This window comes from Mariniphaga sp. (assembly GCF_041687215.1).
Classification (GTDB): Bacteria; Bacteroidota; Bacteroidia; order Bacteroidales; family Prolixibacteraceae; genus Mariniphaga.
In genome coordinates, this window is the sequence record NZ_JAWLCI010000024.1 from 1 (window position 1) to 13,787 (window position 13,787).

Here is a 13,787-nt window from a genome sequence, read left to right on the forward strand (position 1 = left end):
GTATATAAAAAAACCGAACCGCTGGTGCGCGTTGGCATGATGGAAAAGGTGGAGCTCGATCAGCTTTCGGTGCAGGTGAACTCGCTGAAAAATGCAGTGCGTTCGGCCGAACGGCAATACGAAATGTCCAAAAACCTGTTGCGGGTTCAGATCGGGGTTACTGCCGAAACAGAGCTGGAACTTACACAGTCGCTAACCGATTTTTTGGCTGAAAATCCTGTGGATGGAACAGCCAATTCTTTTGTTCCGGAGCAAAACCTGGACTTTCAGTTGCTTGAAGTTCAGGAAGAAATAACCGAAAAACAAATAACCATGCAGAAAGCCAGCTATTTGCCCACAGTTTCGGGTTATTACAACTACACCGAGAAGATTCTGAAACCGGCATTCGACATGTCGCCGAGGCATATGATTGGTTTTCAAATGAATATTCCTGTTTTTTCGAGCGGCGAACGCAGAGCCAAAGTACGACAGGCAAAAATTGATTTGGAAACCATGCAGAACAACAAAGCGCTGATGGAAGAACAACTCGACATTCAGTTTAAGCAATTGCAGTTTAATTTAAGAAGCGCCATTGAAAGTTACCAGGTTCAAAAGAAAAATGTGGAAGTTTCGCGCGAAGTATATCAAAACCTGCGCAGAAAATACGAGCAGGGAATGATTTCGAGCCTGGAATTAACCACTGCCGACAATAACTATCTGCAAGCCGAGTCGGAGCACCTGACTGCTATGCTTGAAGTGTTACAGGCACAAAATGCTTTGAATACACTAACCGGAAAAATAATAAACAATTAAGACGATAATGATGAAACAGATTAAAAAATTGAATGCCGCATTAATTCTGGCAATTGCCGTTTTAAGTGCCTGCACTCCCAAACAGGAAGAATCATCTGCAAATCAGACTGATAATTCTGCTGAAAACAAAGAAGTAGTTAGGGTAATGGAGCTTCAAATGCAAACCGTAGCCCGCTCTGTTGAATACCCGGCAACACTTGAGCCCTACGAAGAAGTTCATTTGGTTCCGGCTTCTCCGGGGCGTATTGAGGGAATTTTTGCTGAAGTGGGCGACCAGGTTTCGTCAGGTAAATTGCTGGTGCAGATGGATCGCACCCAATTGCATCAGGCCGAAGTGCAGCTTAAAAACCTTGAAGTTGATTTCAGACGATTGGATACACTGGCCAAATACGGAAGTGTGCCCCAGCAGCAATATGACCAGTTGAAAACTCAATACGAAGTGGCCAAATCGAACGTAGAATTTTTAAAGGAAAACACCCAGCTTTTAGCTCCTTTTTCAGGGGTAATTTCAGGAAGGTATTTTGAACCGGGTGAAATGTATTCCGGCGCGCCAAATACTCAGGCCGGGAAAGCAGCCGTTCTGTCTCTGGTTCAAATAAACCAGCTAAAAGCACTGGTTCCGCTTTCTGAAAAATACTTTCCGCAGGTAAAAACCGGAATGGAAACAAAAATTAAGGTGGATATTTACCCCGACCGGAATTTTACAGGCAGAATTGAAAGGATTCATCCTACCATTGATGCAACAAACCGTACATTTCATGCAGAGTTGAAAATCAGCAACAGCGAAAGGCTGCTCAGGCCGGGAATGTTTGCACGTGTTACCCTCGATCTCGACAAAGAGGAGGCTATTTTAATGCCCAGTATTGCCGTGCTGAAAATGCAGGGATCTAATGATCGTTACCTTTTTGTGGAAGAAAACGGAATTGCCAGACGAGTAGCCGTTACTATCGGAAAAAGGTACGACGACAGTATTGAAGTGTTTTCGGATGATCTGGAGCCGGGCGATAAAGTTATAATTAGTGGCCAGGCCCGCTTGCTCGATGGCGTTCCGGTTAAAGTAATTCAGTAAAATCCTCCAAAATTCTTCATTAAAAAGAAAAGAAAATGAGTATTTATAAAAATGCAGTAAATAAGCCGATTACCACGGTCATGATTTTTACGGCAATCGTGGTAATGGGTATTTATTCGCTGGTGCAAATTCCTGTCGATCTTTACCCGGAAATGAACCCGCCGTTTATTTCAGTAATGACGACTTACCCGGGTGCCAACGCCAGCGATATTGAAACCAATGTTACACGAACCATTGAAGACGCACTAAACTCGGTGGATGATTTGAAAGAGATTACATCAACTTCAACCGATAACCTTTCGGTAATTAATCTTGAATTTGACTGGGAAACAAATCTCGATGAAGCTACCAACGACATTCGGGATGTAATTGATTTTGTAATCAATACTTTACCCGAAGGAGCAGAACGTCCGCAAATATTCAAGTTTAATACCAGCATGATGCCCATTGTGTTTTATGCGGTTACGGCCCAGGAAAGTTATTCTGGTCTGGAAAAAATTCTGGATGAAAAAATTGTGAATCCCTTGAACCGTATTGAGGGCATTGGTTCCATTGGGCTGATGGGTGCGCCGCGGCGTGTGGTTTATGTGGATGCCGATCCCAGGCTTCTGGAGGCTTATAATCTTACTATTGAGCAAATTGGCAGCACCATTTCCGCAGAAAATATGAACCTGCCCTCAGGAAACATAAAAATGGGAAAAATTGACTACCAGTTGCGGGTTCAGGGTGAATTTACAACAAGTTCGCGTATAGAAAACCTGGTAGTTGGAAATATGGCCGGTAAGCCGGTTTATATTCGCGATGTGGCGGTGGTGCGCGATTCCATAAAAGACCTTTCGCTCGACGAAAAGATAAATGGCCAAACCGGCCTTCGGATGTTTGTGATGAAACAGTCGGGAGCCAATACGGTAAAAGTAGCACGCGAAGTACGGGCAAATATCGAAGAACTGCAAAAAACACTTCCCCCTGATGTCGAAATTAACCTGATTATGGATACTTCGGAATTCATTAAAGGTTCGGTTAACAACTTGTCGCAAACACTTTTGTATGCCCTGTTTTTTGTTGTGCTTGTGGTTTTGTTTTTCCTCGGAAGGTGGCGGGCAACGTTTATTATTGTCCTTACCATTCCAATTTCTTTGATTGTGGCATTTCTTTATCTGTTTGTAACGGGGAGTTCCATAAACGTTATTTCATTAACCTCACTTTCCATTGCCATTGGTATGGTGGTTGACGATGCCATTGTTGTGCTTGAAAATATTACCCGGCATGTTGAACGCGGGGCCACTCCGCGCGAAGCCGCCATTTATGCAACAAACGAGGTGTGGCTGGCCGTAATTATTACTACACTGGTGGTAGTAGCCGTATTTTTCCCGCTGACACTGGTGGGAGGAATGACTGGTGTAATTTTTAACCAGCTTGGCTGGATTGTTACCATAACCGTTGTTACATCAACCCTTGCGGCAATTTCGCTTACACCAATGCTTGCATCCAAATTTTTGAGGTTGCGCCCGAAAAAGAAAAATCCGGGAGCATTGAGTTATGAAAACACCATTGAAAAAGGGTTGGGCTTTCTCGATAATTTTTACGAAAACACCCTGCGTTGGGCGCTCAGGCACAAACTGTTTACTTTACTTGTCGCCTTGGCCATTTTTATTGGGTCTATTTTTATGATGAAATTTATTCAAACTGATTTTATGCCCGAGTCGGACGAAAGCAGTATTCAGGCAGAAATTGAACTCCAGACGGGTACGCGGGTGGAAGAAACCATTAAAACAGCACGTTATCTTGAAAATGTAATTCGGGAAAAATTTCCTGAAGTGCAGGTTATGGCTGCTTCTTCCGGTTCAGATGACGAAGGGGGCATGTTTTCTCTTTTTACAACTACCGGTTCAAACCTGATTAATTTTATGATGCGCCTTTCAGATGTGGAGGACCGTGAACGGTCAGTTTGGGATATTGCTGCTGAATTACGCGAAGAAATTGCTGCTTTGCCCGAAGTGATCAATTTCACTGTGTCCACTTCTAACCAGGGAATGGGTGGAACAACCAACACCGTGGATGTTGAAGTTTACGGATACGATTTTAACCAGACCAATGCATTGGCCGGGGAGATTCAGAAAAGGCTTGAAACTGTTGAGGGAGCTATCGATGTTCAGGTGAGCCGCAAAACCGACAAGCCCGAACTGCAGTTTGTGCTCGACCGCGACAAACTTGCTCTGCACGGACTTACTACTTCGCAGGTCTCATCCATCATCAGAAACCGTGTAAGCGGAATGGTTGCCTCGCAGTATAAAGAAGAGGGAGAAGAATATGATATTCGTGTAAGGCTGAAAGAGGAATTCAGAAGTTCAATTACCGACCTCGAAGAGTTTACTGTAGTTGCTCCAACAGGAGGCCGTATTAAGCTCAAAGAGCTGGGTGAAATAAAGGAATACTGGTCGCCGCCAAATATAGAGCGCAAAAGGCGCGAACGTATTGTAACCATTTCTGCAAAACCCGATCGTATAGCTTTGGGTGAACTGGCTAACCGGATAAATGCACAACTGGAAGGACTTGAAATTCCACAGGAAGTTTTACTTAATGTGGGCGGTGCTTACGAAGATCAGCAGGAATCGTTTATGGATTTGGGATTGTTGATGGTAATCAGCCTTATTCTTGTATTTATTGTAATGGCATCCCAGTTCGAATCGTTTACCATGCCTTTTGTAATTATGTTCTCCATTCCGTTTGCATTTACAGGAGTTATTTTGGCGCTTTTCATTACAGGAACCACCCTAAGCCTTGTTGCTGCACTTGGTGCGGTATTGTTAATTGGAATTGTGGTGAAAAACGGTATTGTTCTTATCGACTTTACCAACCTTATGCGCGACCGTGGACTGGAGTTGTACGAAGCTATTGCCGTTTCCGGAAAATCACGTTTGCGCCCTGTATTAATGACTGCCGCAACTACTATCTTGGGTATGTTGCCTCTTGCACTTAGCACCGGCGAAGGCGCTGAATTATGGCGGCCCATGGGGATTACTGTAATTGGAGGACTTATATTTTCCACTTTGGTTACCATGGTAATTGTTCCGGTGATGTATGGGTTGCTGGCACATCATGGAGAGCGCGACAAAAAGAAAAATGTTGTAAAACAAATTCGTTTCCTGGAAAACGGAACAAATTAAAAGCATTGAAATGAAAGCAGTAATGATAGTATTCAACCAAACCAATACCGAACGTGTGGAATATATGTTCGATAAGTTGGAAATAAGAGGTTACACATGGTTTAGCGAAGTTAGAGGCAGGGGAACAAATACCGGCGAACCGCGCATGGGCACGCATACCTGGCCCGAAATGAACTCGGCTGCCCTTACCATAATTCCCGATGAAAAAGTAGATAAATTACTCGATGCCGTTGAAAAACTGGACAAAATACACGAAGAAGTAGGTGTCAGAGCGTTTGTCTGGAACATAGAAAGAACTGTTTAGCAGAATTTCTAATTCAAATGTGGAAAAGCAGATGCCGTGAAACCATGAATCTGCTTTTTTACTATTTTTTTTGAAATTTCAAATGACTTTTTATCTAAACCGGTTTATACACTAATAATTCAGGCTAAACTTTTCAACTTTATGTTGTTAGTTTTTGGTGATATCTTGCCGGCACAAAACAGCGCTGTTTTGGTTATATTTGTGCCAAAATTCAGGAAAAATATGACTCCGAATTACGACGAAGGAACAATACGTACACTCGACTGGCAGGAACATATACGGAAAAGGCCCGGTATGTATATTGGTAAGTTGGGCGACGGTACCGCCTCCGACGATGGCATTTATGTACTATTGAAAGAAGTGATGGATAACTCGGTGGATGAGTTTATGATGGGGCATGGGAAAAAAATAACCATCAAAATTGAAGACGATAAGGTTACTGTGCGTGATTTTGGCCGGGGGATTCCGCTGGGCAAGCTTTTGGATGTAGCCAGCAAAATGAATACCGGTGCAAAATACGATTCCAAGGTTTTTAAAAAATCGGTAGGATTAAATGGCGTTGGAATTAAGGCAGTAAACGCATTGTCATCGAAATTTACCATTCGCTCTGTTCGTGAGGGTGCAGCAAAAGAGATTGAATTCAGCCAGGGGATTATTGCCGGTGAAAAAGAATTAACCGGACTTGACGAACCCAACGGTACATTGGTAACATTTGAACCCGATCCCGAGGTTTTCAGCAGTTTTCACTACATCAGCGACTATGTAGTGAATATGATAAAAAACTACACCTTTTTGAACTCTGGCCTCACCATCGAATACAACGGAGAAAGATTTTATTCCCGTAACGGCCTTCGCGACCTGCTGGAAGAGAACATTGATGACAATCCCATTTACCCAATCATTCACCTGAAAGGCGAAGATATTGAAATTGCCATAACCCACGGAAACCGGTACGGAGAGGATTACTATTCTTTCGTTAACGGGCAGCACACCTCACAGGGAGGAACACACCTTCAGGCTTTTCGCGAAGTGTATGTAAAAACTATTCGAGATTTTTATAAAAAAGATTTTGATCCGTCTGATATCCGCGCCTCAATTGTGGCTGCGGTAAGCATTAAGGTAGAAGAGCCGGTTTTTGAATCGCAAACTAAAACGAAACTTGGTTCAAAAGATATTGGACCGAACGGCCCTTCGGTGCGGGCACATGTGGGAAATTTTTTGCAAAAAGAGCTGGACAACTACCTGCATAAAAATCCAGAAACTGCTGAAGCATTACACAGGCGAATATCAGAATCGGAACGCGAGCGTAAAGCCATATCGGGAATTAAAAAGCTGGCCAAACAACGGGCTAAAAAAGTAAGTTTGCACAACAAAAAACTGCGTGACTGCCGCATTCATTTCGACAGCAACCATGAACGTGCCGATGAGTCGAGCATTTTTATTACTGAGGGCGACTCGGCAAGTGGTTCCATCACTAAATCGCGCGATGTTAACACCCAGGCCGTTTTCAGCCTGCGGGGAAAACCGCTGAATACTTACGGGCTTACCAAAAAAGTGGTTTACGAAAACGAAGAATTTAATCTTTTACAGGCTGCTCTAAACATTGAAGACAGCATCGACGACTTGCGGTACAGTAAAATTATAATTGCAACCGATGCTGATGTGGACGGAATGCACATCCGTCTTTTGCTCATTACTTTTTTCCTTCAGTTTTTCCCTGAACTCATTCGCAAAGGGCATCTTTACATCCTGCAAACGCCGCTTTTCAGGGTTAGGAACAAACAAAAAACCTATTACTGCTATTCCGAAGAAGAACGTAGGGAAGCCATTAAAAAACTGAAAGGAAAACCCGAAATCACCCGGTTTAAAGGGTTGGGCGAAATTTCTCCCGATGAGTTTGGCAACTTTATTGGAAAAGATATTCGGCTTGACCCGATTTTAATGAAAAAACATGAATCGGTTTCGCAAATGCTCGAATTTTACATGGGGAAAAACACACCTGACAGGCAGGATTTTATTATTGATAATTTGTATGTAGAAAAAGATGAGGTGGCTTAAATTCACGATTTATCGCGAAAAGCCGTTACTTTTTAAGTGTAATATTTGTATTTTGAAAGTTTAAAAATTTCTGTAATGACTGACGTAGAATTGAAGAAAAGGTTAATCGGAAAAATAACCCGGATGAAGAACAAATATCTTTTTCAGGAAATTTACAGGTTGGTTGAAGAGGAGGAAACAGACACCGGGGTTTATCACTTTACTGATGAGGAAACCAACTCCATTAATGAAGCAAGGGAGCAATATCGTAAAGGTCAGTATTTAAACAGCGATGAAGCTGATAAAGAAATTGATACATGGCTCGGAGAATAGTTTGGGTTTTTCAGGCTCAAAATGACAGATAAGAAGTTCTGGCTTATTGGAAAGAAAAAAATAAATCGGTCAATTACAGCAAAAAACTCGATAAACTGTTTCGTGAAGCGCTTAAATTAATTGTAAAATATCCGTTTATTGGAAAACCAACCAACAAAAAGAACATCAGAATAAAAATAGTACGTAGTTACTTTTTAATTTATGAAATCACAGAGGAAATAGTTGTATTAAGAATCTGGGATTCAAGACAAAATCCGAAAAAGATAGAAAGCACAATATAGCAGAATGTCAGAAGAGAATTTAAATAGCGAAAATACGGAAGAACAACCAGACAAAGGTTCGGAAGGCATAAAGGAAGAAATTATTTATTTGCCGGGAATGTACCGCAACTGGTTTCTCGATTATGCTTCGTATGTAATTTTAGAACGTGCCGTTCCGTACGTAAACGACGGGCTGAAACCGGTTCAGCGACGCATAATGCATGCCATGCGTGAAATGGACGATGGCCGTTACAACAAAGTAGCCAACATTATAGGGCAAACCATGCAGTATCACCCGCATGGCGATGCTTCCATTGGCGATGCCATTGTTGGACTGGGACAAAAGGAATTGTTGATTGATACCCAGGGAAACTGGGGAAATATGCTTACCGGCGATGGTGCAGCCGCCCCACGTTACATCGAAGCACGTTTATCAAAATTTGGGTTGGAGGTGCTTTTTAACGCCAAAACCACCGAATGGAAATTGTCCTACGACGGACGGAAGAAAGAACCTGTTACCCTGCCTGCAAAATTTCCACTTCTTTTGGCCCAGGGAGTTGACGGAATTGCCGTAGGGCTGGCCTCAAAAATCTTTCCGCACAATTTTAACGAATTGATCGATGCTTCCATCGCATATTTAAAAGAAGAAGAATTTGAACTGTTGCCCGATTTTCCCACAGGCGGAATGGCTGACTGCAGCAAATACAACGACGGGCTTCGTGGCGGTGCAGTGAAGGTAAGGGCAAAAATTGAGAAACAAGACAATAAAACGCTGGTTATTAATGAAATTCCCTACGGAAAAACCACAACCACCCTTATCGAATCCATCATAAAAGCGAACGATAAGGGAAAAATCAAAATCAAAAAAATTGACGACAATACCGCTCAAAATGTAGAGATTCTGGTGCATCTGGCGCCTGGTGTTTCATCCGATAAAACTATTGATGCGCTTTATGCTTTTACCGATTGCGAAGTTTCTATTTCGCCAAACGCATGTATTATTCACGATGACAAACCTCACTTTATTGGCGTAAAGGAAATCCTTAAACGATCGACTGACAGTACGCTTCAATTGCTTAAACTGGAACTCGAAATTCGAAAGTCGGAGCTGGAAGAAGCCTGGCATTTTGCTTCGCTGGAAAAAATATTTATCGAGGAACGAATATACAAAGACAAGAAATTTGAAGACTCGGAAAATATGGATCAGGCGGTGGCACACATTGATAAGCGCCTGGACCCCTGGAAACCGAAATTCAAAAGGGAAATTAACCGTGAGGATATTCTCAAATTGATGGAAATCCGAATGGCAAGAATTCTGAAATTCAACACCGACAAGGCCAATGAAAATATTCTCGCCATTGAAGATGAAATTGAAGAGGTTCAGAATAATATAGATAATATAGTGCCGTACACCATCCAGTGGTTCAAGCATTTAAAAGATAAATATGGCAATGGCCGCGAACGGAAAACAGAAATAAGGAGCTTCGAAAATATTGTGGCAGCTAAAGTGGTGGTAAAAAACGAAAAACTGTATGTTGACCGCAAGGAGGGTTTTATGGGTATTGGCCTGAAAAAAGCCGAATACATTTGCGATTGTTCTGACATTGACGACATTATTGTTTTCAGGCGCGATGGAACCTATTTTGTTACCAAAGTTTCCGAAAAAGCATTCATCGGCAAAAATCCGCTCTACCTGGCCGTTTTTAAACGAAACGACAAACGAACCATTTACAACGTTGTTTATCGCGATGGCAAAACCGGATATTCGTATATGAAACGGTTCCCGGTTACCGGTGTTACCCGCGACAAAGAATATGATGTCACCAAAGGAACTCCAGGTTCGCGCATTACCTATTTTTCTGCCAATCCGAATGGCGAGGCCGAAACGCTGAAAATTCTGCTGAAACCAAAGCCCCGCATCAAAAAGCTGACTTTAGAAGCGGACATGGGCGAGCTGGCTATAAAAGGCCGGCAATCTATGGGGAACATTCTGACCAAACATGAAGTGCATAAAATCTCACTCAAGGAAAAAGGCGTTTCAACCCTTGGCGGGCGTAAAATCTGGTTCGACCAGGACGTACTTCGCCTAAATGCGGACAGTCGTGGGAAATACCTCGGCGAATTCCTGGGCGACGATAATATTCTTGTTATTTACAAAAATGGCGAATACGAGTTGTACAATTTCGACCTCAGCAATCATTTCGACCCCGGTATTCTAACCATAGAAAAATTCGACCCCGGGAAAATTCTTTCAGCGGTTTATTACGATGCTGAACAAGAGTTTTACTACGTGAAACGATTTGAAATTGACGAGGTAGAAGGCAAACGCATTCGGTTTATTGGTGAAAATGCCGAAAACAAATTGGTTAGCATTACCTGGGTGCGTTATCCACGCCTTGAAATTGAATTTGGCGGGAAACATGCCGAACGGGAAAATGAAATTATTGAGGTGGCGGAATTTATCGGAGTTAAATCGTGGAAAGCAAAGGGTAAGCGGCTTTCCAATTACAGCATAGAAAATATAAAAGAGGTTGAACCGGTTGTAAAAGATGAACATGATAAACCTGAAGATGAGGAGATTGAAGAAACCGAAAAACCAAAAGATAGCTTCGACGACATTCCTTTTGAGGTGAAAAGACCCGGGAAAGAGGAAGACCCGAATCAAATGTCATTGTTTTGATACCGGAATTTGTCTTTTTCGTTTTGCCTGTTATTTTTGCTGAATGATGAGAATTTACCTGATAGGATATATGGGGTGTGGAAAATCGACTCTGGGACGCAAACTTGCAAAGTATGCCGGGCTTCAGTTTATCGATATGGATCATTACATTGAAAAACGCAATTGCAAATCTGTTCCACAGATTTTTGCTGAAGATGGTGAAGCTGAATTTCGCAAAAAAGAGCGAAAGGCTTTGGAGGAACTTTCAGCATTTTCCGATGTGGTTATTGCCACCGGCGGAGGAGCCCCCTGCTTTTTCGATAATATAGATTTAATGAACCGAACCGGCAAAACCATTTACATGAATATAGACCCGAAAATTCTGGCCGGCAGGCTGCTGAAATCAAAAACCGAACGCCCGCTCATCAAAGGAAAATCGAAAGAAGAGTTGGTGGCCTTTATCGATGAAACCCTCAGAAAACGTAATAAATTTTACAAACAAGCCCATTACCAGATTACCCGACCCGATGTGGATTTGGACGACATGATGAAAATGATTCAAAAGGACTGAATCTGAGCATAGCCATATATATTCCGGTCATTATTCCTTAAATTGCCGGAAAATCTTTAATCCTGGTTTTCATGAATACAGTAGCCCGTGAATTTGCCCACACGCTGAAAGAAATCGGAGTAAAATTTGTTTTTGGAGTTCCCAGCGGGAATATGATTGATTACATCGAGGCAATCAGGCAAGAGGAAGGAATTGAATTTGTATTGACCGGACACGAATCATCTGCTGCATTTATGGCGGCTGTTTGCGGTAGGTTAACTGGTGTTCCGGGGGCCTGCTTCGGTACTTTTGGCCCGGGTGCCACCAACCTGGCCACCGGCGTGGGATGTGCTTTGCTCGACCGCATGCCGGCACTTGTTTTTACAGATGAAATGCCTGCGCATTTAAGGCACAGAACTGTACAAATGAACATCGACCACCAGACGCTTTTTCAACCGCTTACAAAATGGACAACCCGCATTGATAAAGACAATGTGGTCGAAGTTTTGTTGAAAGCATCCGGCATTGCAATTGAAGAATTGCCCGGTCCTGTTCATATTGGTGTGCCTGCAGGAATTGGAAATCAGTTGGCTGGTCATTCCGATGAACCTTTTCTCCGGTTTGAAAAAGAACCTGTTTTTGAGGCGCCTTCAGAATTAATGGAATTTGCAAAACGACGCTTTAAAAACGCCCGAAAACCTTTGCTTGCAGTTGGTTTGACTGCAGTTCGGGCAGGAATTCAAACCCTCATTTTAAATCTGGCAGAGAAGTTTTGTTTGCCCGTTGTTCTTACTCCCATGGCCAAAGGAATGTTTTCTGAAAACCACCCGTTGTATGCTGGTGTGCTGTTTCATGCGTTGTCGAATCACGTGGCACAAACCTATTCGGAGGCCGATTTGGTTATTGGAATCGGTTACGATCCGGTGGAATTCAATTACGAAGATTGGATGCTCCGCGTTCCTTTGCTCCATTTTTGTAACCGCCCTGCCGATGTGGATCGCGATGTGATTCCTGATGTAACTGACGTTTTGGGCGAATTACAATTTTCCGTAAACGAACTGTTGAAAGTTGATTGCCCGCCAAAGAGCTGGAACCGGAAAACGATTGAGGCACGCAAACTGGAAATGTTTCGTCTGCTGGAGCCGCCAGAAGGAAGTTTTGGTCCGCTTGCCGTGGTGAGCGGTTTACGGGAAGCACTGCCCGAAAACGGAATTTTAACGCTTGATGTGGGTGCTCACCTGCATCTGGCCGGCCAAATGTGGAAAACACCTTCGCCCGAAAAACTTTTGATGACCAACGGCTGGTCGTCTATGGGTTTTGGCATTCCCGCTGCCATTGCCGCTAAACACTGCCGCCCTGAATTGCCAGTTGCCTGCCTCACCGGTGACGGCGGTTTCCGGATGATGGCCGGCGAAATGGCCACTGCCCGGCAACTGGGTTTAAACGTTGTTTTTGTGGTAGTGGTTGATGATAGTTTATCCCTCATTCGAATAAAACAAAAGAAACAGAAATACCAAAGCAACTACGGGACTTCACTTCCCGTGCAACCTGAAAAGCCTTCATCCCATTATTTTGGCGTGCCTGTTTACCAGGCAAAAGATTATAAAAGTTACATAAAAATTCTTGCAGAAGCTTTTTCGGCCAGTGGCCCGGTAATTATTGAAGCGTTTGTAGATGGAAAAGAATACGATGAACTGGTGCTGCAGAAAAACAAGTAGTATTCGGAATCAGACGGAAATATAGGTGGGCCCTCTCCAAAAAAATGATTCGTTTTAAAAAGTAAAGTTTCTCTAAAAAGCTTTAAAAGATCAACACTTCTGACATAAGTCGGAAAATAGATAAATGAAGGACTTTACTTTTGAATACATTAATGTTAAATATGACCAGGTTTTATGTGCGCAACTTAATCTGTTTTTAAGAAAATTTTTTAAACCCGACTACTTTTATTATCTGTTTTTTAAATCTAAAATTTAAGTCATGAAACAAAAATTTGCATTATTATCATTCATTATTTTCTGTTTTATCAGTTCAGTTAGCGCCCAACCCGAAAAAAATTCGTGGAGTATTGGAGGATCAGGATATTGGGTTAAAATGAGATCTCACGGTGAAAATAAATTAACCAGATTTGATTATTCTTTAAATAGGCAGTATTTTCTTTTCCGCCATATTGCTTTGGGTGCTGAAATTGAATACAGTGGAGGCAGAGCTTTGGATATCGCCGGAAACCCCCGCTATCACGAACTATATGTTTCCCCGGTAATGGAAGGTTATCTGGTTAACCACAAGAATTTTGGTATTTCTTTTAAAGGCCTCGTTAGTTTAAATGCTTCAATAAAATCCAATTTTGATCCTGAAAAATTGGTTTCATTTTATATGTTCGGGCCTAAACTTTCCTATAATATCACACCCAATTTTTCAATATTTTCGTGGTTTACCTATCGTAAACTTTCTGATGAGGGAACAAATAATTATCCAGGAAGGACTGTAATTTTTCCCAGTGATAACAATGATATTCGTTTTGGTTTTTCCTATTATTTCCATCCCAAAAAAAGAGAAGATAAATAAGATAAACGAAAAAAGCCACCTGCTTTCCGGCAGATGGCTTTTCATAAGCAT

Annotated in this window: 11 protein-coding genes; all 11 read left to right on the top strand. The window is 42.4% G+C overall.

All coding sequences use genetic code 11. From position 1 onward, the window contains the following. The coding region (locus ACESMA_RS10200) for a TolC family protein (RefSeq protein ID WP_372948704.1) at positions 1 to 792 on the top strand (792 nt) is incomplete at its 5' end. A 7-nt stretch (positions 793 to 799) separates the two neighbouring features. Then, on the top strand, positions 800 to 1,861 hold the full coding sequence (locus ACESMA_RS10205; RefSeq protein ID WP_372948705.1) for an efflux RND transporter periplasmic adaptor subunit: 1,062 nt from the start codon (positions 800 to 802) through the stop codon (positions 1,859 to 1,861). Between the two features lie 35 nt (positions 1,862 to 1,896). After that, complete coding sequence (locus tag ACESMA_RS10210) at positions 1,897 to 5,028, top strand: efflux RND transporter permease subunit (protein WP_372948706.1); 3,132 nt, start codon at positions 1,897 to 1,899, stop codon at positions 5,026 to 5,028. 10 nt (positions 5,029 to 5,038) lie between these two features. Then, positions 5,039 to 5,332, top strand: coding sequence for a PG0541 family transporter-associated protein (locus ACESMA_RS10215; RefSeq protein ID WP_372948707.1), 294 nt, complete (start codon positions 5,039 to 5,041; stop codon positions 5,330 to 5,332). Between the two features lie 141 nt (positions 5,333 to 5,473). Next, positions 5,474 to 7,390 (top strand): DNA topoisomerase IV subunit B, encoded by a 1,917-nt coding sequence (locus tag ACESMA_RS10220; protein WP_372948708.1) that lies wholly within the window; start codon positions 5,474 to 5,476, stop codon positions 7,388 to 7,390. A gap of 75 nt (positions 7,391 to 7,465) precedes the next feature. Further along, positions 7,466 to 7,702, top strand: coding sequence for a hypothetical protein (locus tag ACESMA_RS10225; RefSeq protein ID WP_372948709.1), 237 nt, complete (start codon positions 7,466 to 7,468; stop codon positions 7,700 to 7,702). A 38-nt stretch (positions 7,703 to 7,740) separates the two neighbouring features. Beyond that, positions 7,741 to 7,983 (top strand): type II toxin-antitoxin system RelE/ParE family toxin, encoded by a 243-nt coding sequence (locus ACESMA_RS10230; RefSeq protein ID WP_372948758.1) that lies wholly within the window; start codon positions 7,741 to 7,743, stop codon positions 7,981 to 7,983. A gap of 4 nt (positions 7,984 to 7,987) precedes the next feature. Then, positions 7,988 to 10,642 (top strand): DNA gyrase/topoisomerase IV subunit A, encoded by a 2,655-nt coding sequence (locus tag ACESMA_RS10235; RefSeq protein WP_372948710.1) that lies wholly within the window; start codon positions 7,988 to 7,990, stop codon positions 10,640 to 10,642. A 43-nt stretch (positions 10,643 to 10,685) separates the two neighbouring features. Further along, entirely contained in the window at positions 10,686 to 11,192 is a 507-nt protein-coding gene (locus tag ACESMA_RS10240) for a shikimate kinase (RefSeq protein ID WP_372948711.1), read from the top strand. 71 nt (positions 11,193 to 11,263) lie between these two features. Further along, positions 11,264 to 12,889 (top strand): thiamine pyrophosphate-binding protein, encoded by a 1,626-nt coding sequence (locus ACESMA_RS10245; RefSeq protein ID WP_372948712.1) that lies wholly within the window; start codon positions 11,264 to 11,266, stop codon positions 12,887 to 12,889. 259 nt (positions 12,890 to 13,148) lie between these two features. Then, positions 13,149 to 13,736 (top strand): hypothetical protein, encoded by a 588-nt coding sequence (locus ACESMA_RS10250; protein WP_372948713.1) that lies wholly within the window; start codon positions 13,149 to 13,151, stop codon positions 13,734 to 13,736. Positions 13,737 to 13,787 lie beyond the last annotated feature (51 nt).

Bases quoted from the DNA above. Each gene is read 5' to 3' on its own strand.
- ACESMA_RS10205 (WP_372948705.1), top strand. From the start codon at position 800: ATGATGAAACAGATTAAAAAATTGAATGCCGCATTAATTCTGGCAATT.
- ACESMA_RS10210 (WP_372948706.1), top strand. From the start codon at position 1,897: ATGAGTATTTATAAAAATGCAGTAAATAAGCCGATTACCACGGTCATG.
- ACESMA_RS10215 (WP_372948707.1), top strand. From the start codon at position 5,039: ATGAAAGCAGTAATGATAGTATTCAACCAAACCAATACCGAACGTGTG.
- ACESMA_RS10220 (WP_372948708.1), top strand. From the start codon at position 5,474: ATGTTGTTAGTTTTTGGTGATATCTTGCCGGCACAAAACAGCGCTGTT.
- ACESMA_RS10225 (WP_372948709.1), top strand. From the start codon at position 7,466: ATGACTGACGTAGAATTGAAGAAAAGGTTAATCGGAAAAATAACCCGG.
- ACESMA_RS10235 (WP_372948710.1), top strand. From the start codon at position 7,988: ATGTCAGAAGAGAATTTAAATAGCGAAAATACGGAAGAACAACCAGAC.
- ACESMA_RS10240 (WP_372948711.1), top strand. From the start codon at position 10,686: ATGATGAGAATTTACCTGATAGGATATATGGGGTGTGGAAAATCGACT.
- ACESMA_RS10245 (WP_372948712.1), top strand. From the start codon at position 11,264: ATGAATACAGTAGCCCGTGAATTTGCCCACACGCTGAAAGAAATCGGA.
- ACESMA_RS10250 (WP_372948713.1), top strand. From the start codon at position 13,149: ATGAAACAAAAATTTGCATTATTATCATTCATTATTTTCTGTTTTATC.